28 protein-coding genes and 1 other RNA gene are annotated in these 25894 nt (G+C 54.1%); 12 read left to right on the plus strand and 17 right to left on the minus strand.

Annotated elements, in window-relative coordinates; genetic code table 11:
- Nucleotides 1–68: 68 nt before the first annotated feature.
- Nucleotides 69–947, minus strand: a complete 879-nt coding sequence (locus BN2591_RS06815; protein WP_086870121.1) for a U32 family peptidase — start codon at nucleotides 945–947, stop codon at nucleotides 69–71.
- A 7-nt stretch (nucleotides 948–954) separates the two neighbouring features.
- The gene (ubiU, locus tag BN2591_RS06820; RefSeq protein WP_086870123.1) at nucleotides 955–1950 is read right to left on the minus strand and encodes a ubiquinone anaerobic biosynthesis protein UbiU; all 996 of its coding nucleotides are present in this window, start codon (nucleotides 1948–1950) and stop codon (nucleotides 955–957) included.
- 239 nt (nucleotides 1951–2189) lie between these two features.
- On the opposite strand from ubiU, the gene ubiT reads away from it, so the two are divergent.
- Nucleotides 2190–2714 carry a ubiquinone anaerobic biosynthesis accessory factor UbiT gene (gene ubiT, locus BN2591_RS06825; RefSeq protein WP_086870125.1) on the plus strand — a complete coding sequence of 175 codons (525 nt, stop codon included), beginning with the start codon at nucleotides 2190–2192 and terminating at the stop codon, nucleotides 2712–2714.
- Nucleotides 2708–3211, plus strand: a complete 504-nt coding sequence (locus BN2591_RS06830; RefSeq protein WP_017457366.1) for a GNAT family N-acetyltransferase — start codon at nucleotides 2708–2710, stop codon at nucleotides 3209–3211. The genes ubiT and BN2591_RS06830 overlap by 7 nt, the downstream gene beginning before the upstream one ends.
- On the opposite strand, the gene BN2591_RS06835 is transcribed toward BN2591_RS06830, so the two are convergent.
- Nucleotides 3198–3539: a GIY-YIG nuclease family protein gene (locus BN2591_RS06835; protein WP_086870127.1), complete on the minus strand. Its 342-nt coding sequence runs from the start codon at nucleotides 3537–3539 to the stop codon at nucleotides 3198–3200. The two genes, BN2591_RS06830 and BN2591_RS06835, sit on opposite strands and share 14 nt — an antisense overlap.
- Nucleotides 3540–3553: 14 nt before the next feature.
- Here BN2591_RS06835 and BN2591_RS06840 point away from each other — a divergent pair, with 14 nt between their 5' ends.
- Nucleotides 3554–3991 (plus strand): YhbP family protein, encoded by a 438-nt coding sequence (locus BN2591_RS06840; RefSeq protein ID WP_086870130.1) that lies wholly within the window; start codon nucleotides 3554–3556, stop codon nucleotides 3989–3991.
- Here BN2591_RS06840 and BN2591_RS06845 read toward each other — a convergent pair.
- A complete protein-coding gene (locus tag BN2591_RS06845) occupies nucleotides 3977–4495 on the minus strand; it encodes a type 1 glutamine amidotransferase (protein ID WP_020455402.1) in 519 nt (172 codons plus the stop codon). The genes BN2591_RS06840 and BN2591_RS06845 overlap by 15 nt on opposite strands.
- Nucleotides 4496–4615: 120 nt before the next feature.
- On the opposite strand from BN2591_RS06845, the gene BN2591_RS06850 reads away from it, so the two are divergent.
- Nucleotides 4616–5269, plus strand: a complete 654-nt coding sequence (locus BN2591_RS06850) for an NAD(P)H-binding protein (RefSeq protein WP_086870132.1) — start codon at nucleotides 4616–4618, stop codon at nucleotides 5267–5269.
- A 51-nt stretch (nucleotides 5270–5320) separates the two neighbouring features.
- Nucleotides 5321–6358 (plus strand): permease, encoded by a 1038-nt coding sequence (locus BN2591_RS06855; RefSeq protein WP_086870135.1) that lies wholly within the window; start codon nucleotides 5321–5323, stop codon nucleotides 6356–6358.
- 59 nt (nucleotides 6359–6417) lie between these two features.
- Here the strand turns inward: BN2591_RS06855 and dolP are convergent, their stop codons facing one another.
- From dolP to BN2591_RS06875, 4 genes are read right to left on the minus strand one after another with little or no spacing between them, the layout of a single operon-like run.
- A complete protein-coding gene (dolP, locus tag BN2591_RS06860) occupies nucleotides 6418–6993 on the minus strand; it encodes a division/outer membrane stress-associated lipid-binding lipoprotein (protein WP_086870137.1) in 576 nt (191 codons plus the stop codon).
- Nucleotides 6994–7002: 9 nt separating this feature from the next.
- A complete protein-coding gene (diaA, locus tag BN2591_RS06865) occupies nucleotides 7003–7593 on the minus strand; it encodes a DnaA initiator-associating protein DiaA (RefSeq protein ID WP_040016590.1) in 591 nt (196 codons plus the stop codon).
- A 23-nt stretch (nucleotides 7594–7616) separates the two neighbouring features.
- Nucleotides 7617–8012 (minus strand): YraN family protein, encoded by a 396-nt coding sequence (locus tag BN2591_RS06870; RefSeq protein WP_086870140.1) that lies wholly within the window; start codon nucleotides 8010–8012, stop codon nucleotides 7617–7619.
- The gene (locus BN2591_RS06875; RefSeq protein WP_086870142.1) at nucleotides 7970–10105 is read right to left on the minus strand and encodes a penicillin-binding protein activator; all 2136 of its coding nucleotides are present in this window, start codon (nucleotides 10103–10105) and stop codon (nucleotides 7970–7972) included. The genes BN2591_RS06870 and BN2591_RS06875 overlap by 43 nt, the downstream gene beginning before the upstream one ends.
- Nucleotides 10106–10167: 62 nt before the next feature.
- Here BN2591_RS06875 and rsmI point away from each other — a divergent pair, with 62 nt between their 5' ends.
- Complete coding sequence (rsmI, locus tag BN2591_RS06880; RefSeq protein ID WP_086870145.1) at nucleotides 10168–11028, plus strand: 16S rRNA (cytidine(1402)-2'-O)-methyltransferase; 861 nt, start codon at nucleotides 10168–10170, stop codon at nucleotides 11026–11028.
- A gap of 44 nt (nucleotides 11029–11072) precedes the next feature.
- Here rsmI and agaD read toward each other — a convergent pair whose 3' ends face one another.
- The 8 genes from agaD to kbaZ form a co-directional block, all read right to left on the minus strand.
- On the minus strand, nucleotides 11073–11864 hold the full coding sequence (gene agaD / locus BN2591_RS06885) for a PTS galactosamine transporter subunit IID (RefSeq protein ID WP_086870147.1): 792 nt from the start codon (nucleotides 11862–11864) through the stop codon (nucleotides 11073–11075).
- Nucleotides 11854–12657 (minus strand): PTS galactosamine transporter subunit IIC, encoded by an 804-nt coding sequence (gene agaC, locus BN2591_RS06890; protein ID WP_086870149.1) that lies wholly within the window; start codon nucleotides 12655–12657, stop codon nucleotides 11854–11856. The genes agaD and agaC overlap by 11 nt, the downstream gene beginning before the upstream one ends.
- Before the next feature lie 52 nt (nucleotides 12658–12709).
- The gene (agaB, locus tag BN2591_RS06895) at nucleotides 12710–13186 is read right to left on the minus strand and encodes a PTS galactosamine transporter subunit IIB (protein ID WP_086870151.1); all 477 of its coding nucleotides are present in this window, start codon (nucleotides 13184–13186) and stop codon (nucleotides 12710–12712) included.
- A gap of 113 nt (nucleotides 13187–13299) precedes the next feature.
- Complete coding sequence (gene kbaY, locus BN2591_RS06900) at nucleotides 13300–14160, minus strand: tagatose-bisphosphate aldolase subunit KbaY (RefSeq protein ID WP_086870154.1); 861 nt, start codon at nucleotides 14158–14160, stop codon at nucleotides 13300–13302.
- Nucleotides 14160–15314, minus strand: a complete 1155-nt coding sequence (locus tag BN2591_RS06905) for an SIS domain-containing protein (protein ID WP_086870156.1) — start codon at nucleotides 15312–15314, stop codon at nucleotides 14160–14162. Before BN2591_RS06905 ends, kbaY begins: the two co-directional genes overlap by 1 nt.
- Before the next feature lie 335 nt (nucleotides 15315–15649).
- A complete protein-coding gene (gene agaF, locus BN2591_RS06910) occupies nucleotides 15650–16084 on the minus strand; it encodes a PTS galactosamine/N-acetylgalactosamine transporter subunit IIA (RefSeq protein WP_086870158.1) in 435 nt (144 codons plus the stop codon).
- Between the two features lie 89 nt (nucleotides 16085–16173).
- Nucleotides 16174–16320, minus strand: coding sequence for a PTS sugar transporter subunit IIB (locus tag BN2591_RS24470; protein ID WP_159457492.1), 147 nt, complete (start codon nucleotides 16318–16320; stop codon nucleotides 16174–16176).
- A gap of 12 nt (nucleotides 16321–16332) precedes the next feature.
- Nucleotides 16333–17628, minus strand: coding sequence for a tagatose-bisphosphate aldolase subunit KbaZ (gene kbaZ / locus BN2591_RS06915; protein WP_086870160.1), 1296 nt, complete (start codon nucleotides 17626–17628; stop codon nucleotides 16333–16335).
- 247 nt (nucleotides 17629–17875) lie between these two features.
- Between kbaZ and BN2591_RS06925 the strand changes: the two genes are divergently transcribed.
- Complete coding sequence (locus BN2591_RS06925; protein WP_086870162.1) at nucleotides 17876–18685, plus strand: DeoR family transcriptional regulator; 810 nt, start codon at nucleotides 17876–17878, stop codon at nucleotides 18683–18685.
- Nucleotides 18686–18742: 57 nt separating this feature from the next.
- Here BN2591_RS06925 and garD read toward each other — a convergent pair whose 3' ends face one another.
- Nucleotides 18743–20314: a galactarate dehydratase gene (gene garD / locus BN2591_RS06930; RefSeq protein ID WP_086870164.1), complete on the minus strand. Its 1572-nt coding sequence runs from the start codon at nucleotides 20312–20314 to the stop codon at nucleotides 18743–18745.
- Between the two features lie 422 nt (nucleotides 20315–20736).
- Here garD and BN2591_RS06935 point away from each other — a divergent pair, with 422 nt between their 5' ends.
- The 5 genes from BN2591_RS06935 (at nucleotide 20737) to rnpB (ending at nucleotide 25449) form a co-directional block, all read left to right on the plus strand.
- Complete coding sequence (locus BN2591_RS06935; protein ID WP_086870166.1) at nucleotides 20737–22071, plus strand: MFS transporter; 1335 nt, start codon at nucleotides 20737–20739, stop codon at nucleotides 22069–22071.
- A gap of 25 nt (nucleotides 22072–22096) precedes the next feature.
- Nucleotides 22097–22867: a 2-dehydro-3-deoxyglucarate aldolase gene (gene garL, locus BN2591_RS06940; protein WP_020455394.1), complete on the plus strand. Its 771-nt coding sequence runs from the start codon at nucleotides 22097–22099 to the stop codon at nucleotides 22865–22867.
- 31 nt (nucleotides 22868–22898) lie between these two features.
- A complete protein-coding gene (gene garR / locus BN2591_RS06945; protein ID WP_017457388.1) occupies nucleotides 22899–23789 on the plus strand; it encodes a 2-hydroxy-3-oxopropionate reductase in 891 nt (296 codons plus the stop codon).
- Between the two features lie 103 nt (nucleotides 23790–23892).
- Entirely contained in the window at nucleotides 23893–25038 is a 1146-nt protein-coding gene (garK, locus tag BN2591_RS06950; RefSeq protein WP_086870169.1) for a glycerate 2-kinase, read from the plus strand.
- A gap of 32 nt (nucleotides 25039–25070) precedes the next feature.
- An RNA gene (gene rnpB, locus BN2591_RS06955) (RNase P RNA component class A) lies at nucleotides 25071–25449 on the plus strand.
- Nucleotides 25450–25894: the final 445 nt, after the last annotated feature.

Raw genomic sequence — 25894 nt, forward strand, 5'->3', positions numbered from 1 at the left:
GGCCAGAAAAGCTGCAACTTTCATACTGCATTAACTTGTGACAATTCTTGTTAACAAAGTGAGCTTTTTTACGGCTCCAGTACCAGACCCGGCAGCCTGCGCCAGTAGCCGTTACAATCGCTATTAGACGCCAGCGGCAGCGGTGCATGACCCGTTTCATTCGCCTTAAACGCGTCGAGCATGGCAAACGTCTCGTCACCCATCGGCGACAGGCGCACCATATCCACAAGTCCCTTCATTGAGGTCAGCTCATTACCCAGGTTGTAAACATAGCCGCTCATCGTCTGAATGCCGTTGAGCACAAAGACTTGCTGGTTCTCTTGCGAAAGGATGCTGCGCCCGTTCGGGTATTTAATGCAGCAGGTTTCGCACTCATCTTTGGGCCTGTCTTCGGAGCGGGCGGTAAAGCAGCGCGCGGAGTAAGCCAGCGGCAGATGACCGTAACTCAGCACTTCCACTTCAAATTGCTGACGAATACCCAGGGAATCACACTGATCGAGTAAGTTTTTCAGCCAGTCGCGCGAAAGCTCAACCGGCATGCACCAGCGCACCATGCCTTGCTTGAGCAGTAAACGCAGCGTCACCGCGTTATAGCAGTTGAGCGCATGCCCGGCGACAAACGGCAGGTTGCGCTCGGCACACATATTCACCACGCCCAGATCGCTGGCTTCGAGTAAAAACTCGCCGTTATCAACGTAACGTTTGAGTTCATTTAATTCGGAAGAGGCCTGCACCAGCGCCAGCGTGGAAAGCACAACCTGTTTGCCGCTGCCCGCCAACGCTTTTGCCATATCCAGCCAGTCGCCCACTTTGGTCGCGCGGCGCTTGCTGCAGACGGCTTCGCCAAGGTAAATCACATCGGCGCGGCTGGTGGCTGCCTGGCGGTAAAAATCTTCCAGCGTCTCTTTTGGCCAGTAGTAAAGCACCGGCCCTAATGAATATTTCATGGTTTTCCTACTGCCATTTGCGGTGATACGCGCCGAGGGTGGTTTGGGTGCCTTCCGACATCGAACCCAGCGTTTCCATCCACGCCGGTTGCGGCACAAAGTCTTGCGGCGAGGCCATACAGCGGTCGATTGCCTGACGCCATACTTTTGCTACCTGGCTGACATAGGCCGGGCTGCGCTGACGCCCCTCGATTTTTACCGAGGCAATATTGGCGGCCAGCAGCTCTGGCAGCAGTTCCAGTGTATTGAGGCTGGTGGGTTCTTCCAGCGCGTGATAACGCTCGCCATCCACCAGATAGCGACCTTTACATAAGGTCGGATAACCGGCGTTTTCGCCATCCTGATAACGATCAATCAGCACGTCGTTGAGGCGGGATTCCAGCCCCTGCGGCGTTTGCTGCCAACGCACAAAACGTGCCGGAGAACAGGCGCCTACGGTATTGGGCGATTCGCCAGTCAGGTAAGAAGAGAGGTAGCAGCGGCCTTCCGCCATAATGCACAAGCTGCCGAAAGCGAACACTTCCAGCGGTACCGGCGTGACGCGCGCCAGCTGCTTAACCTGGTGAATCGATAACACGCGCGGCAGCACCACGCGCGCCACGTCAAAGTGGCGATGGTAAAAACGAATCGCCTCTTCGTTGGTCGCAGAAGCCTGGACGGAAACGTGGCGCTCAATATGCGGATAGCGCTCTGCTGCATATTCCAGCATCGCTAAATCTGCCAGGATCAGCGCATCAGCGCCAATCTGCGCTGCCATATCAACGGCACGCTCCCAGCGTTGATAGCCATCAGGATGTGCAAACGTATTAATGGCGATATGCAGCTTGCGTCGATGTTGGTGAACAAAGCTGACCGCTTCCTGCAGCTTCTTCTCGGTAAAATTGAGACCGGCGAAATGGCGGGCGTTGGTATCATCTTTCAGGCCGATATACACAGCGTCGGCACCGTTTTCGATGGCCGCCTTCAGCGCCGGAAGGTTTCCGGCAGGGCAGAGCAACTCCATAGTGTATCCTGCAATCAGGGGCGCTATGGCCCGGATGTACCCCGTGGGGTCGCTAAGTTGTTAATGAACTGGGATTTTAGTTAACCTGTCAGCGACAATTTTTGATTTGAGGCAGTTAAATGCGTATTGATGGCGCCAATAATCCCCAGCTGTTTATTCGTAATTGTTGATTTGTGCCGCTATGCCATTTGGCGATTGTGGCAAAATAACAGTCATTATCATTTCAGGGAGTAAAGCTCGTGTTGGATAAATTGCGCTCACGTCTTGTTCAGGTTGGCCCGTCGTTACTGAGCGTGCCGGTTAAACTGACGCCTTTCGGCATCAAACGTCAGGTGCTGGAGCAGGTGCTGCGTTGGCAATTCCAACAGGCGCTGGCGGACGGAGAACTTGAGTTTCTGGAAGGCCGCTGGTTAAGTATCCAGGTTCGGGATATTGGCCTGACGTGGTATACCTCTGTTGCAGATGGGCAGATGATTGTGCGTGAATCTGCCGATGCGGATGTCAGCTTCAGCGCGGACGCCAGCGATTTGCTGATGATTGCTGCGCGTAAGCAGGATCCCGATACGCTGTTTTTCCAGCGCCGTCTGGTGATTGAAGGCGATACGGAACTTGGGCTGTACGTGAAAAACCTGATGGACGCCATTGAGCTGGAGCAGATGCCAAAACCCCTGCGGGTGATGCTGCTGCAGCTGGCGGAATTTGTTGAGGCTGGCCTGCAAGCGCCGCCTGCAACGACACAACCTTCTGTAGGTGAGCCATGCTGATTAGAGTTGAAATTCCCATTGATGCTCCCGGTATCGACGCGCTGCTGCGCCGTAGTTTTGACGGCGAAGCGGAAGCGACGCTGGTGCACGATCTGCGCGAAGACGGGCTGATCACGCTGGGATTTGTTGCGACCGATGATGAAGGCCAGGTCATTGGCTACGTGGCGTTTAGCCCGGTTTCGGTCGCCGGTGAAGAGCTGCAATGGGTCGGGCTTGCGCCGCTGGCCGTTGATGAGCAGTACCGCGGGCAGGGTATTGCGCGTCAGTTAGTGTATGAAGGGCTGGATTCACTCAACGAGTTTGGCTATGCGGCGGTGGTCACTTTAGGTGATCCTGCGTTTTATAGTCGTCTCGGGTTTGAGAAGGCGGCGCAGTATGATTTGCACTGCCGTTGGCCAGAAAGCCACGAGGCGTTTTTAGTCCATCGCCTGGCGGATGACGCGTTCAATGGCGTCAGTGGCCGGGTTGAATACAGCGATCATTTCAATCGTTTTTAATGGTCACAGATAACAAGCTTTCCCGCAGCGCCTCGAATGAGCCATCCCCGGCGACGAGGCGCTCTTTCTGGCGTTTGGTTAACTGCTTAATGCGATACTCCAGCCGTAGCGCCAGAGATCTTTCCCCCACCTCGGCTGAAAAAGCCAACGCCAGCGCGCCTTTTCCCTGCAACGCTTTTGCGCCTTTGCCGGATTGATGCTGAATAAAACGCCGTGCGACATCGGTGGTAATGCCGGTGTAGAGCATGTTGTCAGCGGTGCGAATAAGATAAAGAAACCAGGACGTCATGACGATGTTCAGTATGTTAATGTGAAAGAAAAATAACATGGGGAAGGGAAAAAATGGAGACTCTTGCAGCCATTAATCGCTGGCTGGCGAAACAGCATGTTGTCACCTGGTGCGTGGCGAATCGGGGAGAATTATGGTGCGCGAACGCGTTCTATTTTTATGATCCGCAAGCGGTCGCGTTTTATATCCTGAGCGAAGATCAAACCCGCCATTCACAGATGACGGGTTTGAAAGCGCAGGTGGCGGGCACGGTAAACGGCCAGCCAAAAACCGTGGCGCTGATTCGCGGCGTGCAGTTCACCGGCGAGATCCGCCGCCTTGACGGCGAGGAGAGCGCGACGCTGCGTGCGAAATATAATCGTCGCTTTCCGGTTGCCCGCATGTTATCCGCCCCGATGTGGGAAATTCGCCTTCATGAACTGAAGTTCACCGATAACACGCTGGGCTTTGGAAAAAAACTGCACTGGATCCGCGACTCAGGCGCCGAGTAAGCGCAGCGCTTCGCGATTAAACGCGGGTAAATCATCGGGAGTTCGGCTGGTGACCAGCTGATCTTTATCGACCACCACTTCCTGGTCGTAGAACTCCCCCCCGGCGTTTTTCACATCCACCACAATCGGTTTCACCGCCGTGAGCTTACGCCCGCGTATTGCATCGGCGCTGATCAATAACTGTGGCCCATGGCAAATGGCGAAGACCGGTTTCCCGGTGCTGATGAAGTCCCGCGTGAAAGTCACAAAACGGTCATCGCCGCGCAGATAATCGGGCGAGTGCCCGCCAGGCAGCAGTAATGCATCAAAGTCCGCCGGGCGCACTTCATCAATGGCTTTATCAATCACCACTTCCGCTTCGCCCTTTTTGCCGTGAATGGTTTTCCCGGCCTGTTTCTCAATCGTGATAACCTCATGACCAGCCTTACGAAATTCATGTGCCGGAGAGGTGAATTCTGAATCTTCAAACTCGTCGGTGATCAAGACAGCAATTTTCTTGCTCATACTTCCTCCGTTGTTTTGGCTTCAGAAAGGGAGTTATACATACTGATAACTCACCAGCACACTAAGCCTGGTTCAGCAGGCTGACATTGCAACACAGATTCATCTGCAAAGGGGGAAACGATGCAGCGTGTATTAATCACCGGTGCCACCGGTCTGGTTGGCGGGCATCTGTTGCGATTGCTGAACAGCGACTCGCGTATTGATTCCATTATTGCCCCCACGCGTCGCCCGTTGTCCGGTGTCTCAGGCGTCGAAAACCCACACGATCCGCAACTGAGTGACGCGCTGGCACTGGTGACGGAACCCGTCGATACGGTTTTTTGTTGCCTCGGCACCACCCGGCGTGAGGCGGGGAGCAAAGAGGCGTTTGTGCTCGCCGATTACACACTGGTGGTGGATACCGCGCTTACCGGCCTGCGGCTTGGCGCCACGCAAATGCTGGTGGTCAGCTCGATGGGCGCCAACGCGCGCTCGCTGTTTTTCTACAATCACGTCAAAGGTGAGATGGAAAACGCGTTGATGGCGCAACAGTGGCCGTCGCTGACTATCGTTCGCCCGTCAATGCTGCTGGGGGATCGGCAGAAAAAACGGGTAAATGAATCTTTGCTGGCACCGCTTTTTCGCCTGTTGCCGGGCAACTGGAAGTCGATTTCCGCACACGACGTTGCCCGCGCCATGCTGGCACTGGCCTTTTCGCCCGCAAGCCAGCCTACGCGTGTCGTGAAATCCGCGCAGCTACGCGCGATTGCAGCAGATAGCACATTGGCAAAATAGTTATCACGGCGTACTATTCTCGGGCTTATAAATATATCCCCGGGGAATGTTATGACTGGTCAGTCTTCATCTCAGGCGGCCACACCTGTTCAATGGTGGAAACCCGCTCTGTTCTTTCTTGTTGTTATCGTTGGTCTTTGGTATGTGAAATGGCAGCCTTATTACGGCAAAGCCTTCACCGCCGCCGAGACACACAGCATCGGTAAATCCATTCTTTCCCAGGCCGATTCCAGCCCGTTTCAGGCGGCGCTTGATTATGCCATGGTCTATTTTCTTGCGGTCTGGAAAGCAGCGCTACTCGGCGTGCTGCTCGGCTCGCTAATTCAGGTGCTTATCCCGCGCGACTGGTTGCTGCGCACGCTGGGGCAAAAGCGCTTTAGCGGTACTCTGTTTGGTACGTTGTTTTCTCTGCCTGGCATGATGTGTTCCTGCTGTGCTGCACCAGTGGCGGCGGGCATGCGGCGTCAGCGCGTTTCAATGGGCGGTGCGCTGGCGTTCTGGATGGGCAACCCGCTGCTGAACCCGGCAACGCTGGTGTTTATGGGGTTTGTGCTTGGCTGGCATTTTGCGGCAATCCGCCTGGTTGCGGGGCTGATCACCGTACTCGGCGTGGCAACACTGGTACAGATACTGGTGAAGGACAGCCCGCAACAATCAGAAGCGGTTGAGATCACCTTACCGGAACCGCAGGGCAGCTTTATGGCGCGCTGGGGTAAGGCGTTATGGCAACTGTTCTGGAGCACCATTCCGGTTTATATCCTCGCGGTGCTGGTGCTCGGCGCGGCGCGCGTCTGGTTGTTCCCGCATGCCGATGGCGCGGTGGATAATACCTTGCTGTGGGTGATCTCGATGGCGATTGTCGGCTGCCTGTTTGTTATCCCTACGGCGGCGGAAATTCCGATTGTGCAGACCATGATGCTGGCGGGAATGGGCATGGCGCCTGCCCTGGCGCTGCTGATTACATTACCGGCGGTTAGCCTGCCATCGCTCGTTATGCTGCGGAAGTCTTTCCCGGCGAAAGCGCTGTGGCTGACCGGCGGCCTGGTGGCACTGTGCGGCATGATCACCGGCATTATCGCCTTGCTGTAAGGTAAGTTTTTGCGCGAAAAAAAGCCCGGTGAGAACCGGGCTTTTTCGTCACGGTGAGGTTATTTCAGAATCGTAAAGGCGGTGGTCACGTGTTTCACCCCGCTGACGCGGCTGGCGATGTCCGCGGCGGCCCGGCCTTCACGTTCAGTGACCAGCCCCATCAGGAACACTTCGCCATTTTCCGTGGTCACTTTCACGTTTGACGATTTCACCTGGTCGCTGCTCAACAATTGCGAGCGAACTTTAGTCGTGATCCAGGTATCGGAAGAGGCCGTACCCAGACCAATCGGCTGACCTTGGCGGATCTCGTTGAAAACTTCAGTTGCCCCTTCCACACCCACGGCAATCTGTTTTGCCCGCGAAGCGAGTTCGGTATTCGGCGCCTGGCCAGTCAGCAGCACTTTCCCCTGGTAGGCGGTGACATTAACACGCGCTTCTTTCTTAATTTGTTCGTCTTTCGACAGCGCGCTATTCACGCGTAGTTCCAGCGTGCCGTCATCCACCTGGGTGCCCACAGTTCGCGGATCCGTCGCGGCTTTTGTGCCTACGGCTGCGGAACCTACCACCACTGCGCCAACACAACCCTGTAACAGCAGCGCGGAAATAAGGACTGCGAGGGGCGTAAATGCCTTCATGTGTACTCCTTAATCATCCTGGTGAGGAAAAAGCGTGTTATCAATCAGATCGCATAAGCAATTTACCGTCAGCATGTGCATCTCCTGGATGCGCGCGCTGCGATGGGAAGGAATACGAATTTCGACATCCTGCGGCCCCAGCAGACCCGCCAGCTCGCCACCGTCGTAGCCCGTCAACGCAATGATCGACATATCGCGCGTCACCGCCGCTTCGACGGCTTTAACGATATCGCGACTGTTACCCCGCGTTGAGATGGCCAACAAAATATCGCCGGTATGGCCGAGCGCCCGAACCTGCTTGGCATAAATTTCATCATGCAGACGGTCATTTGCTATCGCGGTTAAGACCACATTATCGGTATTAAGTGCAATGGCAGGTAAACTAGGACGTTCTGTTTCAAAACGGTTGATCATGCTGGCAGCAAAATGCTGTGCATTGGCGGCAGATGTGCCGTTGCCACAACAGAGGATTTTGTTGCCATTTAGCAGGGAGTGAACCATCGTCATGGCTGCTCGGGAAATGGCATCAGGTAGCGCTTCCGCCGCCGCAATTTGGGTTTGAATGCTTTCCGTAAAGCAGACTTTAATTCGTTCGAGCACGGTAATCCCTATCATTGAGCCAATCATGAGTGGTCGTTAAAGGCGTTGGCTATCCACTCAACATCATTTTCGGTGAAGGCTACCACATCAAACCGGCAATCCACAGTGTCAAAACTCCCATTGTGCCGGGCCAGCCATAAACGCGCGGTATGCAGCAGTTTGGCTTGCTTGGTGCGGGTGACGCTGCTTGCCGCACCGCCAAAACGCGCCGATTTTCGATAGCGCACTTCAATAAACACGGTGGTCTTGCCGTGTCGCATTATCAGATCGATTTCGCCGCCGCGCTCGCGCACATTGGCGGCGATAAAGTGCAGTCCTTTGCTTTCAAGCAGGCGACGCGCTTTCGCTTCCCACACGTCGCCGGTCTGCTTACGGCTTAATTCGCCGGGACGATTTGCCCCTGTTGGTATTTGAGCCATGACAACTTCCTGTTGATCACGCAGTCCTGTGTCGCCGTTAAATCGCCGGTATTGCCATTCAGCTCAAAACCCGGCACCTGACGCATTTGCGAGAAGTTATTCGCCAGTGACCACGCATCCGCGCCCATGGCATACAGACGCGCCAGCGAGTAATCATTGTTCACGCTTCTCAGCGCTTGCTGCATCAGCGACGGGTTTGCCCCGGCAAGCATCGGAATTTCGTTGAATTGCAGGCCTTCCATTTCGAGACGGAAGTCCGGCCCTGCGCCGCCCTGCGCGCTGCGTGAGCTGGCGTACAGCATCACGCCGCTCTGGCTGCCGGTCCGCAGGGTGATCATCGGTTTAATCAGCGCGATTTCATCCTGTGTGGCGACGATATACACCGCGTCAACGCTGCCGCTACCGCTAATTTGCGCATCCGTCGGCGGCGCCGGAATATTCAGACCGCCAACCGTCACGCCTTGCTGCTGTGGCAGGCTGGAGGCAACCGGGCTACCGGTCAGGGCGATGCCAGAGCGACCGTTCAGCCCCATACGCAATTCAGCGGTAGAGCCAAATTTCTGTGCCAGCACAACGCCACCACCCAGTTTTTTCCACTCATCGGCAAACGCAGTACTCACGCGTTCACCCAACGCGCTACGTGGCACCAGCAGCAGTGGCGCGTGACGGCCCTGCTCAAAGATATGACGCGCAGCATCGTGAGCTTCATCTTCAGGCGAAAGGGCGAAGTAACAAATGTTGGCGCGGTTTTCGACATGCTCCGGCTGGTTGAGCGCCAGCACGTTCAATGATGTGTTGCTGCGCATCAGCTCTTCAACGTTGTTTTTCAGCAGCGGGCCAACCACGATGCTGGCACCGTCCTGTTGAACCTGGTTGAGGATCTGATCCATCGGCTGCGCGCTGGTATCGTAAACTTTCAGCTCAGCGCCAGGGTTCGCCGGCGTGCCTGTCGCAGCAGGTGCGGCGACCGGTTGGGTCGCATTGGCGTCGGTCGGCTGAGCGGGCGTAGTGGCCGCCGGATCCGGCTGAGCGGCGGCGGAATCCGTTGTTGCTGCGTCACTTTGCGCTGCGCTATCCGGCGCTTGCGCTTGCTGAGCATCCGGTGCCGCCACATTTTGCTGCGCCGGGGCGTTCGTCAGATCATTCACGTTAGCGTCTGCCGGGCTGACAACGGCTGCGGTGGCGGCCTGGGCAACTTGCTGTGGAACTGCCGGGCCGGAAACCGGAGCAATGCCGTTTTTCGCCGCTTCAAAACCTTGCTGGATAGCGCGGCTAAAGACCGACGCCTGGCCGTTTAACGGCAACAGCAGGGCAATTTTATTCGTCGATGCCGGTTTAAAGTTTTGCAGGTTCGAAAGCTGGGTTGGCAGCATTTTCGCCGCCGGGTTTTGCGGGTAGCGCGTTTGCCAGTCGGTAATGCCCGCTTTCAGCATATTGGGGTCGTTGCGGTTGTCGAACCACATGCGTTGCAGATCGAGCCAGCCTTGCAGCGTCACTTCATCGGCGTTGATCACCAGCGCTCTGGCCTGATCTTGCGTCATAGAGGCCAGCGCTTGCCAGGTGGCGTCGATGTTTTTCTGCTTCTCTTCCGGTTTACTCAACAGCGGTTGCTGAGCAATGTACGCACGCAGCAGCGTCAGTGACGGTTTGCCCTGCGAGGCGGAAATGCCAATTTGCCAGTAACGCGCTTGCTGGTTTTGCTCAAGATCGGCGGGATCGAGTTCGTTGAGTTGCGCTTTCGCACCGGCAAAATCCTTCTGCGCCAGTTTCATTTCGGCAGCGAGCAACGTGCGTTCTTTGCGCTGGTTATCGCTCAGATCCTGCGGCAACTGGGCAAACAGTTCGCCGGCCTGCTGGGTTTTCCCCTCTTTTAGCAGTGCACGAATGGCGAGTAATTGCCAGTTGGTCTTGCTATCATCTGTGCTTTGCTGCATCTGGTGTAGGTAATAGCCAGAATCGGCCTGGGCTTCGCCCTGCATATGCGAGGCGCTTTGGTCTGTCGATTGCGTGCCACAGCCTGCAAACAGCAGGGCGGCGAGCACCACAGGCAGGCAGCGCGTGGCTTTCGAACGTAGAAATCTTGACGGTAGCATACTGTATCCAGTGATAATTTTTACGCAATGCTCAATATTAAATCGGCAATACGGATGAAACAATGAAACAACACGAATCGGCGGAGAATTCTCAAGGTCAGCTCTTTATTGTACCTACTCCTATCGGGAATTTGGCTGATATTACGCAGCGCGCGCTTAACGTGTTACAAACCGTTGATTTAATTGCCGCTGAAGACACTCGTCATACCGGTTTACTGCTCCAGCATTTCGCCATTAACGCCCGTTTGTTTGCGCTTCACGACCATAACGAGCAGCAGAAAGCCGAAACGCTGGTGGCGAAGCTAAAAGAGGGGCAGAACATTGCGCTGGTCTCCGACGCCGGAACGCCGCTGATCAACGATCCGGGCTACCATCTGGTGCGCACCTGCCGCGAGGCCGGTATCCGCGTGGTGCCGTTGCCGGGTCCGTGCGCGGCCATCGCTGCGTTAAGCGCCGCCGGGTTGCCGTCGGATCGTTTCTGTTACGAAGGTTTTCTGCCCGCTAAATCAAAAGGGCGTCGCGATACGCTCAAAGCGCTGGAAACCGAAAGCCGTACGCTGATTTTCTATGAATCCACTCACCGCCTGCTGGAAAGCCTGGAAGATATGGTCGCCGTATGGGGCGAATCCCGTTACGTGGTGCTGGCGCGTGAACTGACCAAAACCTGGGAAACCATTCAGGGCGCGCCAGTTGGCGAGCTACTGGCATGGGTGAAAGAGGATGAGAACCGCCGCAAAGGCGAAATGGTGCTGATCGTCGAAGGGCATAAAGCGCAGGAAGAGGAGCTGCCCGCCGACGCGTTGCGTACGCTGGCGTTACTGCAAACCGAGCTGCCGCTAAAAAAAGCGGCGGCGCTGGCGGCGGAAATCCACGGCGTGAAGAAAAATGCGCTGTATAAGTACGCGCTTGATCAGCAGGACTAAGCTGCATTACGAGCGGGGCGCAGTAGTTATGCGCCCCGGCTCCGTCAGAGAATACCCAGTGCGGATGCAAGAATTGACAGCACAAATGTCACCGCAATCAGCACTACCGGGTGAGTCTTTTTCGCACGCAGCAGGTAATACATCAGCAGCGTATAACCCATTGGCAAAATGTTTGGGAACACCTTGTCAAAAAAGTCTTTTTGTAGCGCGACGCTGTGTGTTTCATCAATGGGAAAGGTGGTGATCACATTGATATGCACATATGAGGCAATCAGACCGCCGATAACGGTAATCCCCAGAATTGTCGCCGACCGTGCGATCATTTGTGAGTTTTCACGCACTTTATCAATCGCTTTAACACCCACTGAGTAACCAACGTGGGTCCAGCCGACGCGCAAAAAGAAAATAGCCAGGTAGACTGCGAAGAAAAGTATCGGGCCAAGCAGGTTGCCCTGGCTGGCAAAAGAGGAACAGATACCCGCCATAATCGGTAACAGCGTAAACCAGAAGACGGCATCACCAATCCCTGCAATGGGGCCAAAAAGCGCCACTTTTAGCCCCTTAATGGTGCTGCGGTTTTCCCCTTTCTCTTCCATGGAGATAAGCAATCCCATCAAAAAACCAACCAGGTTGGGGTGGGTGTTAATAAATTCCAGATGGTCTTTCATTGCCGCGCTTAAGCCGTCTTTATCATCCTTATAAATCTTTTTCAGCAGCGGCAGCATCGCCCAGGTAAAACCGCCAGCCTGCATCCTTTCATAGTTAAAACTGGCTTGCAGCACGGACGAACGGAAACCTAAACGGGTAATATCTTTCTTACTGATTTCAGATGCCATTGCTGTAATCCTCTTTATCGCTGGGGTTGCTTTCGACCTGCGGTTGAGACTGGTTTTTCGCCCGCGCATTGAAGAATTCATAGACTGCGAAACCGGCACCTAAAACGGCAACCGGCAGCAGGTTGCTGACCTGGATATAACAGACGAACAGAAAACCGGCGATCAGGTAAGGAATGTATTGCGCTTTGAACATGACACGTAAGAGTAAGCCGAAGCCGACTGCTGGCAAAATACCGCCCGCCACTTCAAAGCCGTGTGTCAGCCAGCCAGGCATTGCTTTCACCAGCGCCTGCATCGCGCCCTGTGCCATGTAAGTACACAGAAACGCGATAATGGCGTATGAACAGGCGACAATCAGCGTAGTGAGCCAGTTAAGGCGCGCAAAGGCCCGGGTATCACCTGTACTGGCGTAGTTATCCGCTTTCGACATAAATAACGAGAAGGCAGAGTAGAAGAACAGGATGATGTACTGCATTAACAGGCTAAACGGCAGCCCAAGGCCGATTGCCGTTTTGGCGTCGACCCCCGTAGACCAGGCGATGACCGTCGTCATTACGCCCGCCATAATCGGGTTTGGCGGTTGTACACCGCCTGCCGGGGTTAAGCCTGCAAAAGCGAGTTCGGTTAAGCCGCCGGTGATTAACCCGATATGAATGTCCCCGAGTATTGCGCCAGTCAGGGTACAAACAATGATGGGTCTGAACAGGAATAATGCTTCCAGCCAGAAATCAATACCGAGGATAAAAACCAGAGCGGCCAGGGATAACCCCTGTATTAGCGTTATTTCATGCATTTTTCGGCCTCATCAGAGAGCGTTGCTTACCATCGTTTGCCGACAAAAAAGCTCAGTCGGGAATATCGGTTTTTGTATCGCCGGGAACATCCTGAATGAAAATATGTGCCCCGTGATGTTTGATAAAACGCAGATCGTCCAGGTCCTGTTCATTGACATAGACTTTGCTGCTTATCTGTTTTTTCCCTGCAGAAAAATGCATGTTGCCGACGTTAACTTCGCCAAGCTTCACGCCACCTTCAATCAGTTTTCGTACCGTTTCCGGTGTGCGGCAGATGAGAAAAATCTTTTGATGAGGCGCAGCTTTATCGAGGATATTTATCGTTTTTTCCAGCGAAAAGAAGCGGATACCAAAGCCGTAGGTTTCTGCTGTTATCCCCATCAGCTTTTGTTGCAATGTATCTTTTGCGACGTCATCGTCAACGACGACAAGCAAATTGGCACCGATAGCCGACGTCCAGGTAACGCCCACCTGTCCATGGACGAGACGGTTATCGATACGGGTTAGTAAAATATTCGGTGAGCTCATCTTATTGTCCTGTCATTAATTAATACGGATATGTTCCTTTGTAATATTTATTCCAGTAATGCTTTCAACATGGTAATGACGTAAAGGCAGTGTCAGTGCCCCAAAATAGTTTCTTATTTCTCCAGTTTGTCGGCAGAACCGCAGACCGTTACCTTGCTTCTCACAACCTCTTTCATCGCATCCATACCGACCCGCATGTAGTAACGCGGATCGTTACCGTCAGGATTCTCGTCAAACCACTTTCTCACCGCCGCAGCGAACGCAATTTTCAGTTCCGTCGCGACGTTGACCTTACAGATGCCTAATTCAATCGCCCGACGGACAAATTCGTCGGGAACATCACTGGCACCGTGCAGCACCAGAGGAACTTCCACCACGTTACGGATTGCTGCCAGGCGCTGAAAGTCGAGTTTCGGCGGCTTCGTATACAGGCCGTGCGCCGTACCAATAGCGACGGCGAGGCTGTCAACGCCGGTTAATTCGGTGAAACGTTGGGCATCCTGCGGTGACGTCAGAAAGGTGCTTTCTTCGTCGACGTCCATGTCGTCTTCTACGCCGCCAAGGCGCCCCAGTTCCGCTTCAACGCTGCAATCCTGGCGATGACAGAAATCGACCACGGATTTAACCAGCCGGACATTTTCGTCGAAAGGGAGATGGCTGCCGTCGATCATGGCGCTGCGCACGCCGATATTGACCTTCCGGCGGATATCATCCAGCGATTCATGATGGTCCAGATGGAGCGCCACAGGCATGTGGTAACTGGCAGAGTAGGCCTCGCACAGCGCGTAGATCTCTTCGATGGCGATGTGTTTATAAGTGCCAGGGGTTCCGGCAAGGATCACCGGTGAACGCATCTCCTGGCAAACTTCAAGGATGGCCTGGATGGTCTCTGCATTATGGATATTAAACGCCGGGACGGCGTAGCCTTTCGCCTGCGCGTCCTGCAAAAGATATTTGGTCGAGATAATACTCATTATGCCCCCTGCCACGGATGAATGACGACGCCCTGTACCACCCGGTTAACAGTCCCGCTCTGGGACGGGGTATCGGGGGCGATCCCGGCTTTTATCGATTGAGTAAGTGCAAAGACCTGCGCGTACATCAGGAAACAAAATGCCTGCTCGACATCCAGAAATTCGCGGGCAGGAGGCAGCGTAATCTGTGCTTCTGCCGGGATAACATGCTCTTGTGAGGCACTGACAGAGACAATACGCAGTGCCTGGTTCTCACGATGAAGCTCTGCCAGTAGATCGCGATCGTAGAGGCGTGTGTAAGGGTGGCTCGACATAAACACGACAACCAGCGTTTCGTTATCAATCAGTGATTTGGGACCATGGCGAAAGCCAGCAGGGGAATCGTAGAAGGCGACCAGTTTACCGGCGGTTAATTCCAGCACTTTGAGCGCTGACTCTCTCGCGACACCCTGCAACCCGCCGCTACCGAGATAGACAACACGTTTGAAGGGGAAATCCCCGAATACGCTGGTGGAGAAATCCCCGAGCGAGTGGATGATTTGCTGGCAACGTGAGGCAACATCACGAAAACGTGTTGTGCTAAAGAAATCGGGGGCAAAGAGGGCAAGGCAGCTTGCCATCATGGTGGTGATACTGCTGGTCATGGCGAAACCACGATCGTGCGTTTCGGCAGGCATCAACAGCGCCTTGCCGTGGTTGCTGGTTTCAGCATTCTGGTACAGCGCACCGGCTTCATTGCAGGTAATCGCGAGGTGATAACACTGCTTGACGAACTGGTCTGCCAGCTTAACGGCCGCGACGCTTTCCGGGCTGTTGCCAGAGCGCCCGAAGGAGACTAGCAGAGTCGGTTGCGTTTCCTGCAGGTAGTCCATGGGGTTGGTAACCAGGTCGGTAGTCGGTACTGCGGTAATATTTTTCCCGGTGTGGCGCGAAAGCCAGGGGCCAATAATGTCGCCAATAAAGGCGGAAGTCCCTGCGCCTGTAAGAATAATTTTAAGATTTTGTATGGATAAAACGGGCTGCAAAAACGCATCGATCTCATCGCGCTGGCGATCGATATTTTCAAGCGAGGCAATCCAGCACGCCGGTTGTTGACGAATTTCTCGTTCGGTCCAGGTTGACGTTGTTGTTCGCCCGGAAATCATTTCACTCATAGCGTATTCCTTAGTCATGCACGATCACGAAAGTGAGCAGGAAAGAAACCTTTCATTTCGTTTCATTAAAATAATTTTCTCGTTAAATGAAACCTAACGAAAGTTAATTGAAAGATCAATGCGAAAATATCAATAAATCGAAAACTGTGATCGTTAAAGCAAAGGAAGTGAAATTTAAATAAACAAAAGAAAGGGTGCTGAAAAGCGAAAGCGAAAGCGAAAGCGAAAGCGAAAGAAAAGACATGGCGTGATAACAGCGCCACGCCCATAAAACAGACAGGAAAAAGGACGACAAGAGGGGAGCCGGGTTAGTGCATTACTCGCGCGCTCATCTGTCAAATTCCTTCTTCGATCTGTTTTTCATCGCGGCAACGCCCCAGTTCATCGGCCAGGCTTGTCAGGCCACGATGGCCGCACTCAAGCGCTTGTGAGCGAAACGCTTCACAACTTAATGCATCCCGTTCAAGTGCCATTTCCAGCAGCAGTTGCAGGTTGGTGCCGGTAATGACTTCACGGTTCGGTTGCTGCATGGCTAAAGTGGACGCGACACGAAATGGCGTGCCGCCCAGTAGATCGGTGAGAAATACCAATCCCTCGTTGCCACTCAGCGTATTGACCGCCTCTTCCAGTTGTTCTGTCAGCAAGGCAGTTGTTGAAGTTTCTGGAAAATCGATAGCGATAAATTGCGATTGCTCACCCAGAATTTGGGTCATTGCTCTTGCCATTCCACTGGCGAAACCACCGTGTCCACAAAGAATAATTCCCAGCATCGTGACTCCTTAATTCAGAGAAGGTGTGCAAATTTACCGACAATACCCAGCGCGGCAGACTGCAACAAGCTGATTTCCATAAGCATGCCTCAAAGTAGGGTGAAGATATCCAGCGCGGGCTCTGTCGGCACACCTTGTACAAGTACCGGGTTCGCCCCGGCAAACCCAGCCCACTTCATGCCTGCCGGGCCGTGGAATAAGCACTCATCCATACGGCTTAACATAATGTTTGGCATAGTGTTTTCCTGTTAATAGTTATCAAACGAAACGCCCTGACAGGCGGCGTGGTACTGACGCAGCACGTCCTGAATGTGGTCAATAATCAGCGCGTTGGGCGTTGCGCTCAGCCTGTGTTCACGCACTCTCGCGTACTGGAGCGGCAAGTACTGGCTGATGAGCGGAAGCGGAATGATCTGCTCGGCCAGATTACGTACCAGTCGTGCGTAAGATTCATCAATTTGGCTATCCGGCCAGTAGTAACGCACGCGGTCTGAATAGCTATAATCCCGCGCCAGGCGGCGGGCATGGCTGTCACCGTGATAATGGCTTTGCCAGTACTCAGGACGGTCAAGCATGACATTTTCCAGCACATGACGAAGATCGGAACAGGCGCGGGCGGGAAGCAGTTCCTCTTCGATCGCCGCCAGGGCGAACAGCGCCTCGCGCAAGGCGAAGGTGAGCGCCGGGCCAACTTTCAAAACAGCAAAGTGATCGTGAACCAACTGACGCAGTGCCTGAGGCGTCTGGTAATCCGTAGAGTGGGCTTCAAACACCAGTGTCGGCTGATCTTCAACCATTTTGCTCAGGGCGCTGGCTTTGTGTGGCTGGTAATCCACGACCTGGCTGTTATCAAATTCAACGCCAGGCTGGACCACCAGCGCGATGATGCGTGGCCAGATGTTGCTTAGCCCCTGGCGTTCAAATGCGATGCGATGTGCCTGTAACGTGGCGCGCGCGGCATCGGGTGAGGTAACGGCAAGTTCGGCCAGCGTCTCGTGGGCACCACCAGGAACGGGAACTTCAGTGCCGATGACGTAGACCAAATCGCTTTCACCCGATTGCGCGATGCAGGCCGCTTCCGCCACTTGTGCCAGCCTTGCGGCGCGTGTCGCTACAATCTCATCGGTAAGCGGCGTGGGATCGTCGGCGCACGACATGCTGCAATCGAGATGGATTTTTTTGAAACCCGCCGTGACGTAATGCTTAATCAGCTCTTCAGCATGCAACATGGCTTCGGATGCGGGTAACGTTTGCCAGCGATTCGGGCCAAGATGATCGCCCCCCAAAATCAACTGCGCGCGTGGGAAGTTCAGCTTATCGGCAAGCTGGCAAACGAAAGCGTGAAACTGCGCCGGTGTCATGCCGGTGTAGCCGCCAAATTGATCGACCTGATTTGATGTCGCTTCAATGAGTAAGGGATGGTGATGAGCGGCGGCAAAGCGGATTGCGGCTTCTAACACCAGGGGATGGGCAGAACAAACGGCGTAGATCCCTTTCTTGTCGCCCTCTTTGTGGTGCTTTATCAGCGCGGTAAGATGTTTCACTTTCCTCTTCCTCTTAGCATTATTAGGTTTGTTTCTTTCGTTTTGTTTTCTTTCATCCTGATTGATGTTGTCTTAAAAATAAAATGAAAGATAATGCTTTTCCGATCTGTTTCACAAAACAAACATAATGAAAGGTTCTTGCCGGTGCTTTCCGAAAGCAACTTGCCATCTCACGCTTGCATTCCTTCTGAAGTCAGGTTTAATAAGTAAATCGAAATGAAACGAAAGTTCAGTTAAAGGATTACTTATGGCCAGCACCAGTTCCTCACCCGAAAAGCGCACTATCGGTACGAGCGAAAGGCGTGAGCAGATCATCCAGCGGCTACGGCAGCAGGGAAGCGTTCAGGTTAATGATTTATCTCTTCTTTTTGGTGTATCCACCGTCACCATCCGTAACGATCTCGCTTTCCTGGAAAAACAGGGAATTGCCGTGCGTGCGTATGGCGGGGCGCTTATTTGTGATGGCAACGCACCAGCAACCGAGCCTTCTGTTGAAGACAAAAGCGCGTTAAATACCGGGCTGAAGCGGGGGATTGCGCTTGCGGCGGCTGAAATGATAAAGCCAGGGCATCGCGTTATTCTCGACTCGGGAACCACAACCTATGAAATTGCGCGCATGATGAAGCAACATCAGGACGTAATTGTGATGACGAATGGGATGAACGTCGCGAATGCATTGCTCGATGCTGAAGGGGTCGAGTTGCTGATGACAGGAGGACACTTGCGCCGTCAGTCGCAGTCTTTTTATGGCGATCAGGCGGAGCAATCATTACAGAATTACCATTTCGATATCCTTTTTCTCGGCGTCGATGCTATCGATCTTGAACGCGGTGTCAGCACGCATAACGAAGATGAGGCGCGGCTGAACCGACGGATGTGCGAAGTCGCTGAGCGCATTGTCGTAGTAACTGATTCCAGCAAGTTTAACCGTTTGAGTTTGCACAAAATTATCGATACGCAACGGATTGATATGATCATTACGGATGAAGGCATTCCGGCGGAAAGCCTGCACGGGTTGCAGAAAAGCGGGATCGACGTGCTGCTGGTGAAACAATAAAAAAAAGCATGGCCGCAGCCATGCTTAAGGTTGAGGTTTACTGCTTTCTTATAAAAATCAGGTCACCGGAGCCGGGTTAAACACCGCCAGTTGGTTGTGCAGGCCCCATTGATCCGAGAAGGTTTTCTTACGGCCGCTGGCGACATCCAGAATGAAGTGGAACAGTTTCCAGCCCACATCCTCAATCGTCTCTTCGCCTGTGGCGATCGTCCCGGCGTTGATATCCATTAAGTCATACCAGCGGTTCGCCAGCTCGGTACGCGTCGCCATCTTAATTACCGGCACCGCAACCAGGCCGTAAGGCGTACCGCGACCGGTGGTGAAGACCTGCACAGTAATCCCGGAAGAGACTTGTTGCGTCCCACACACGAAGTCACTCGCCGGGGTTGCCGCGTAAATCAGGCCACGTTTGGTCGGGCGTTGACCGGGAGAGAGCACTTCAGAAATGGCGCTCTTACCGGATTTCGCAATGGAGCCCAGCGCTTTTTCGACCACGTTCGCCAGGCCGCCTTTTTTGTTCCCCGGAGAAGGGTTGGCGCTGCGGTCGGTTTTGCCCATATCGAGGTAGTTATCGTACCAGGCCATCTCTTCCAGCAGGCGTTTGCCCACTTCTTCGTTAATGGCGCGCGGCGTCAGTAAGTGGATCGCGTCGCGAACTTCGGTCACTTCAGAGAACATCACCGTGCCGCCGCAGCGAATAATCAGGTCCGATGCAAAACCAACCGCCGGGTTAGCGGTGACGCCGGAGAAGGCATCGCTGCCGCCGCACTGCATGCCGACAACCAGTTCGGAAGCCGGGCAAGTTTCACGTTTGCGCTGATTAAGCTTCACCAGGTGACGCTCCGCCACCTGCAGAATGTCATCCACCATGGAGCGGAAACCGACATGGTGCTCATCCTGCAAACGCACGATGCTGGCGCTGTCGACCGGAATGGCCTGCACATCTTCAGTGCCCTGCAGCAGGCGCTCCGGTTGTAATTTTTCACAACCGAGACCAATCACCATCACTTCACCGCCAAAGTTCGGGTTCAGCGCGAGGTTGTGAATGGTACGAATCGGGATCACCGCAGCCGGGGCATTAATCGCCACGCCGCAGCCATACAGGTGGTTCAGACCCACAACGCCGTCGACATTCGGGTATTTTGGCAGCAGGTCGCGTTCGATAATCTTCACCACATAATCGACAACACCGGCCACACAATGCACGCTGGTGGTGATGCCCAGCAGGTTCTTGGTGCCGACGCTACCGTCCGCATTGCGGTAGCCTTCAAAGGTGTAACCTTCCAGCGGCGGCAGTGGCTCTGGCACTTTGGTCGCCAGCGGCAGCGTATTCAGCGGCGGTGCTTTCGGCAGCTCGACCATGGATTCATCAATCCAGCTACCGCGTGCAATGTCGCGTACAGCGTAACCAATGACTTCGCCGTAACGTACGATTTCACCGTGTTGGGGAATATCGACCAGCGCCACTTTATGGCCTTGCGGAATATGCTCAATAAGCTCAAGTCCATCCGGAAAACGGGTTCCCGCTTTTAAGCCATTGTCATTAACGATGATCGCGACATTATCCGTGTCGTGTACCTTAATATAAAACGCCCCTGGCGGTTGCTGTCTAATTTCAATGTCGGACATTGTTAAGTAATCTCCAGCTAACTGTACGATGCATTACTCAATAAAAAGAGGAACCATTCTTTATTCTGTAATTAATATCAGAAAGAAAAATCTCATTTGCTGAAATAAGAATGTCAGGAGTTTAAATAATAAAATGTGATCTACATCACTTATTATTGTGATCTCCCGTCTGGCGGGGCTGTCTAATGCAAGATCTGTGCATTAGCGCCCAGGTGTATGTGCATATGCTCAAAATATTCTTTTTGTAAAAGGTTAAAATTGAGCAACTCTCCAGTGTATGACATCATGGCGCTGATTATACTGAGAGCTAATAAAATCGAAGTGCCAATTATCTGATATTAGTTTCGGGTGCTTAAATAAAATCAGATAAGAAACATCACAATAATTATATTTTAAAGTTAGCGGTGCCAGAGGAAATTAAAATGACTGTTGAACATGCCGTTGAAACAAAACGGGGCTTACCCACCCGTTATTTAATTTTGCTGATTATATTTATTGTTACTGCTGTGAATTATGCCGACCGCGCTACGCTGTCGATTGCCGGGACAGAGGTGGCGAAAGAGCTGCAACTTGATTCTGTCTCGATGGGCTATATTTTTTCGGCATTCGGTTGGGCGTACCTGCTGATGCAAATCCCTGGCGGCTGGCTGCTTGACCGCTTCGGTTCTAAAAAAGTCTACACATACAGCCTCTTTTTCTGGTCGCTCTTCACCTTCCTGCAAGGCTTTGTTGATGTTTTCCCGATCGCCTGGGCCGGGATTTCGATGTTTTTCATGCGCTTTATGCTCGGCTTCTCCGAAGCGCCCTCATTTCCGGCGAACGCCCGCATTGTTGCGGCCTGGTTCCCGGCAAAAGAGCGCGGTACGGCGTCGGCGATTTTTAACTCCGCGCAATATTTCTCGCTGGCGCTGTTCTCTCCGTTGCTGGGCTGGTTGACCTTCGCCTGGGGTTGGGAACATGTGTTTACCGTGATGGGCGCGATCGGTTTTGTGTTGACCTTCGCCTGGGTGAAATTTGTCCACAACCCGACTGACCATCCGCGTATGTCCCGCGAAGAGCTGGAGTACATCGAGCAAAATGGCGCGGTCGTGGATATGGACCACAAAAAAACGGACGACAGTAAAAATGCTGGTCCGAAAATGGATTACATCAAGCAACTGTTGTGCAACCGCATGATGCTTGGCGTGTTTTTTGGTCAGTACTTCCTGAACACGATTACCTGGTTCTTCCTGACCTGGTTCCCGATTTATCTGGTGCAGGAAAAAGGCATGTCGATCCTGAAAGTCGGGTTTGTTGCCTCCATTCCGGCGCTGTGTGGTTTTGTCGGTGGCGTGCTGGGCGGATTTTTCTCTGATTACCTGATTAAGCGCGGTTCCTCGCTGACCGTCGCGCGTAAATTCCCTATCGTGGTCGGCATGTTACTGGCTTCAAGCATCATTCTGTGTAACTACACCGATAACACTGCACTGGTTGTTGCACTGATGGCGCTGGCGTTCTTCGGGAAAGGTTTTGGCGCCCTGGGCTGGCCGGTTATTTCTGATGTCGCGCCGAAAGAGATTGTGGGTCTGTGCGGTGGTGTATTCAACGTGTTCGGTAACGTGGCTTCTATCGTGACGCCGCTGGTTATCGGATACATGGTTAAAGAGTTGCATTCTTTCAACGGTGCGTTGGTGTTCGTAGGCTGTTCGGCGCTGATGATGATGGTCTGCTATCTGTTCGTGGTTGGCGACATCAAACGTATGGAACTGAAGAAATAAGCAACAACTCATTAAGGTACAAAAGATGAATAACGATATCTTCCCAAACAAATTCAAGGCCGCGCTGGCGGCCCAACAGATTCAAATCGGTTGTTGGTCTGCGCTGGGTAGTCATATTAGCACTGAAGTTCTGGGCCTGGCGGGCTTCGACTGGCTGCTGCTGGACGGCGAACACGCCCCAAACGACGTGCTCACTTTTGTACCGCAATTAATGGCATTAAAGGGCAGCGTTAGCGCACCGGTGGTACGGGTTCCGACCAACGATCCGGTGATTATCAAGCGCCTGCTGGATATCGGTTTCTATAACTTCCTGATCCCATTCGTCGAAACCGAAGAAGAAGCGGTGAACGCCGTGGCGGCGACCCGCTATCCGCCGGAAGGCATTCGCGGTGTCTCTGTTTCGCACCGCGCCAATATGTTTGGCACCGTGCCGGATTACTTCCGCCAGTCCAACGCCAACATCACCATTCTGGTACAGATCGAAAGCCAGGCGGGCGTGGATAACCTCGACGCCATTCTGGCGACCGACGGCGTAGACGGGGTGTTTGTTGGCCCGAGCGATCTGGCTGCCACACTGGGTTATATCGGTAATGCCGCGCACCCGGAAGTGCAGCGCACCATTCAACACATTTTTGCGCGCGCCAAAGCGCACAACAAACCGAGCGGTATTCTGGCGCCGGTTGAAGCCGACGCACGCCGCTACCTCGAATGGGGCGCGACCGTGGTGGCCGTTGGCAGCGACCTTGGTGTGTTCCGCTCAGCCACGCAGAAGCTGGCCGACACCTTTAAGAAATAATCAAACCACCATTAAAGAGAGAGACGCAATTATGACGATGAAAGTTGGTTTCATTGGCCTGGGTATCATGGGTAAACCAATGAGTAAAAACCTCATTAAAGCTGGTTACTCACTGGTGGTCGTGGACCGTAACCAGGACGCCGTGGCTGAAGTGATTGCCGCAGGCGCTGAAGCCGTAACCAGCGCGAAAGCCGTTGCTGAGCAGTGCGATGTGATCATCACCATGCTGCCAAATTCCCCGCACGTAAAAGAGGTGGCATTGGGCGAGGGCGGCATCATTGAAGGCGCGAAACCGGGGACGGTGCTGATCGACATGAGCTCTATTGCTCCGCTGGCCAGCCGTGAGATCAGCGACGCGCTGAAAGCGAAAGGTATCGACATGCTCGACGCGCCGGTGAGCGGCGGTGAACCGAAGGCCATCGACGGCACGCTGTCCGTGATGGTGGGCGGTGACAAAGCGATTTTCGACAAATATTACGATCTGCTGAAAGCAATGGCGGGTTCTGTGGTGCACACCGGTGACATCGGTGCGGGCAACGTGACCAAACTGGCAAACCAGGTGATCGTGGCGCTGAACATTGCGGCGATGTCCGAAGCGCTGACGCTGGCGACCAAAGCGGGCGTGAACCCGGATCTGGTCTACCAGGCAATTCGCGGTGGTCTGGCGGGCAGCACCGTGCTGGATGCGAAAGCGCCGATGGTGATGGATCGCAACTTCAAACCGGGTTTCCGTATTGATCTGCACATCAAAGATCTCTCCAACGCACTGGATACCTCGCACGGCGTGGGCGCGCAGTTGCCGCTGACCGCCGCCGTGATGGAGATGATGCAGGCGTTGCGTGCTGACGGTCTGGGCAATGCCGACCACAGCGCGCTGGCATGCTACTACGAGAAACTGGCGAAGATCGAAGTGACTCGTTAATCAAAAGGGCGCGGCGCTGCGCCCTTGACTCCTTATTTATCCATCTCTTCAGGCCGCTGTTGGCCTGAAGGGGGAAGTGCGCGGCACTATCAGGCTCACAACTATGAAAATCGTAATCGCCCCAGACTCTTATAAAGAAAGCCTGTCAGCTACCGAAGTAGCGCAGGCGATAGAAAAAGGATTTCGGGAAATTTTCCCGGATGCTCAATACGTTTCCGTTCCGGTCGCGGATGGTGGCGAAGGTACGGTTGAAGCCATGATTGCCGCCACGAATGGCACGGTGCACACCGCGAGCGTCACTGGACCGCTGGGTAAACATGTTGAAGCTTGCTGGGGGATGTCTGGCGACGGAAAAACCGCGTTTATTGAAATGGCGGCGGCGAGCGGACTGATGCTTGTTCCACCTGAATTACGTAACCCTTTGATTACCACTTCGCGCGGCACCGGGGAACTTATTTTGCACGCGCTGGAGCAGGGGGCGACCACGATTATTATTGGCATTGGCGGTAGCGCGACTAACGACGGCGGCGCGGGTATGGTGCAGGCGCTGGGCGCGAAACTGACCGATGCGAACGGGACGGAAATCGGCTACGGCGGCGGTAGCCTGATAAGCCTGAACGGCATTGATATTTCCGGGCTCGATCCGCGTTTGCAGCACTGTACGCTGCGTGTTGCCTGCGATGTCACTAATCCGCTGATCGGTGAGCAGGGCGCATCACGCATTTTTGGCCCGCAAAAAGGGGCGACGGAAGCGTTGATTGTCGAGCTGGATCGCAACCTGAGCCATTTCGCCGATGTCATTAAAAAATCACTGCGCGTGGATGTGAAAAACGTGCCGGGCTCCGGCGCAGCGGGCGGGATGGGCGCGGCATTGATGGCTTTTCTCGGCGCGGAATTGCGCAGCGGCATTGAGATTGTGACGCAGGCGCTCAATCTTGAAGAGCATATTCACGATTGCACACTGGTAGTGACCGGCGAAGGGCGCATCGACAGCCAGAGTATCCACGGCAAAGTGCCGGTGGGCGTGGCGCATGTCGCCAAAAAATATCACAAGCCGGTGATCGGTATCGCCGGGAGTTTGACCAGCGATGTGGGCGTGGTTCACCAGTACGGCATTGACGCGGTATTTAGCGTGCTGAGCAGCATCGGTACGCTGGAAGAGGCGTTTCGCGGCGCATTTGACAATATTTATCGCGCGTCGCGCAATATCGCCGCCACCTTGCAGGTGGGAATGTTGACGGAAGGGTGACAGGCGCAAGCAAACCCTCTATACTGCGCGCCGAAGCTGACCAGACAGTCGCCGCTTCGTCGTCGTCCTCTTCGGGGGAGACGGGCGGAGGGGAGGAAAGTCCGGGCTCCATAGGGCAGGGTGCCAGGTAACGCCTGGGAGGCGCAAGCCTACGACCAGTGCAACAGAGAGCAAACCGCCGATGGCCCACGCAAGTGGGATCAGGTAAGGGTGAAAGGGTGCGGTAAGAGCGCACCGCGCGTCTGGCAACAGTTCGCGGCACGGTAAACTCCACCCGGAGCAAGGCCAAATAGGGGTTCACAAGGTACGGCCCGTACTGAACCCGGGTAGGCTGCTTGAGCCAGTGAGCGATTGCTGGCCTAGATGAATGACTGTCCACGACAGAACCCGGCTTATCGGTCAGTTTCGACTATTCAGGTAAAACCCCGCTTCGGCGGGGTTTTTGCTTTCTGGTGCAGGCAAGATGAATGACTGTCCACTCCGCTTTCGATGAAAGAACGCGGCTTACCGGCCAGTTTCGACTATTCAGGTAAAACCCCGCTTCGGCGGGGTTTTTGCTTTCTGGTGCAGGCAAGATGAATGACTGTCCACTCCGCTTTCGATGAAAGAACGCGGCTTACCGGCCAGTTTCGACTATTCAGGTGAAACCCCGCTTCGGCGGGGTTTTTGCTTTCTGGTGCAGGCAAGATGAATGACTGTCCACTCCGCTTTCTATGAAAGAACGCGGCTTACCGGCCAGTTTGGGCTTTAAAGCCCCCGCAGGTGTATCTTGCGGGGTTTTGCGTGCGTAAGCTGGAACTTATCGGCCTTTTGCTGTTGCGCGCGTCGTACCGTTAAGCACCGGCGCTTCTAACCT

This window comes from Kosakonia pseudosacchari, from assembly GCF_900184035.1.
Lineage (GTDB): Bacteria > Pseudomonadota > Gammaproteobacteria > Enterobacterales > Enterobacteriaceae > Kosakonia > Kosakonia pseudosacchari.

Excerpts from the sequence above, each read along its gene's own strand:
- BN2591_RS06935 (WP_086870166.1), top strand. The coding sequence starts at position 20,737 with ATGACTGTTGAACATGCCGTTGAAACAAAACGGGGCTTACCCACCCGT.
- garK (WP_086870169.1), top strand. The coding sequence starts at position 23,893 with ATGAAAATCGTAATCGCCCCAGACTCTTATAAAGAAAGCCTGTCAGCT.
- BN2591_RS06840 (WP_086870130.1), top strand. The coding sequence starts at position 3,554 with ATGGAGACTCTTGCAGCCATTAATCGCTGGCTGGCGAAACAGCATGTT.
- BN2591_RS06830 (WP_017457366.1), top strand. The coding sequence starts at position 2,708 with ATGCTGATTAGAGTTGAAATTCCCATTGATGCTCCCGGTATCGACGCG.
- BN2591_RS06815 (WP_086870121.1), bottom strand. The coding sequence starts at position 947 with ATGAAATATTCATTAGGGCCGGTGCTTTACTACTGGCCAAAAGAGACG.
- agaF (WP_086870158.1), bottom strand. The coding sequence starts at position 16,084 with ATGCTGGGAATTATTCTTTGTGGACACGGTGGTTTCGCCAGTGGAATG.
- kbaY (WP_086870154.1), bottom strand. The coding sequence starts at position 14,160 with ATGAGTATTATCTCGACCAAATATCTTTTGCAGGACGCGCAGGCGAAA.
- garL (WP_020455394.1), top strand. The coding sequence starts at position 22,097 with ATGAATAACGATATCTTCCCAAACAAATTCAAGGCCGCGCTGGCGGCC.
- BN2591_RS06845 (WP_020455402.1), bottom strand. The coding sequence starts at position 4,495 with ATGAGCAAGAAAATTGCTGTCTTGATCACCGACGAGTTTGAAGATTCA.
- BN2591_RS06875 (WP_086870142.1), bottom strand. The coding sequence starts at position 10,105 with ATGCTACCGTCAAGATTTCTACGTTCGAAAGCCACGCGCTGCCTGCCT.
- BN2591_RS06850 (WP_086870132.1), top strand. The coding sequence starts at position 4,616 with ATGCAGCGTGTATTAATCACCGGTGCCACCGGTCTGGTTGGCGGGCAT.
- BN2591_RS06905 (WP_086870156.1), bottom strand. The coding sequence starts at position 15,314 with ATGAGTGAAATGATTTCCGGGCGAACAACAACGTCAACCTGGACCGAA.
- dolP (WP_086870137.1), bottom strand. The coding sequence starts at position 6,993 with ATGAAGGCATTTACGCCCCTCGCAGTCCTTATTTCCGCGCTGCTGTTA.
- BN2591_RS06870 (WP_086870140.1), bottom strand. The coding sequence starts at position 8,012 with ATGGCTCAAATACCAACAGGGGCAAATCGTCCCGGCGAATTAAGCCGT.
- ubiU (WP_086870123.1), bottom strand. The coding sequence starts at position 1,950 with ATGGAGTTGCTCTGCCCTGCCGGAAACCTTCCGGCGCTGAAGGCGGCC.
- BN2591_RS24470 (WP_159457492.1), bottom strand. The coding sequence starts at position 16,320 with ATGCCAAACATTATGTTAAGCCGTATGGATGAGTGCTTATTCCACGGC.
- BN2591_RS06835 (WP_086870127.1), bottom strand. The coding sequence starts at position 3,539 with ATGTTATTTTTCTTTCACATTAACATACTGAACATCGTCATGACGTCC.
- garR (WP_017457388.1), top strand. The coding sequence starts at position 22,899 with ATGACGATGAAAGTTGGTTTCATTGGCCTGGGTATCATGGGTAAACCA.
- garD (WP_086870164.1), bottom strand. The coding sequence starts at position 20,314 with ATGTCCGACATTGAAATTAGACAGCAACCGCCAGGGGCGTTTTATATT.
- agaB (WP_086870151.1), bottom strand. The coding sequence starts at position 13,186 with ATGAGCTCACCGAATATTTTACTAACCCGTATCGATAACCGTCTCGTC.
- BN2591_RS06925 (WP_086870162.1), top strand. The coding sequence starts at position 17,876 with ATGGCCAGCACCAGTTCCTCACCCGAAAAGCGCACTATCGGTACGAGC.
- BN2591_RS06855 (WP_086870135.1), top strand. The coding sequence starts at position 5,321 with ATGACTGGTCAGTCTTCATCTCAGGCGGCCACACCTGTTCAATGGTGG.
- agaC (WP_086870149.1), bottom strand. The coding sequence starts at position 12,657 with ATGCATGAAATAACGCTAATACAGGGGTTATCCCTGGCCGCTCTGGTT.
- rsmI (WP_086870145.1), top strand. The coding sequence starts at position 10,168 with ATGAAACAACACGAATCGGCGGAGAATTCTCAAGGTCAGCTCTTTATT.
- agaD (WP_086870147.1), bottom strand. The coding sequence starts at position 11,864 with ATGGCATCTGAAATCAGTAAGAAAGATATTACCCGTTTAGGTTTCCGT.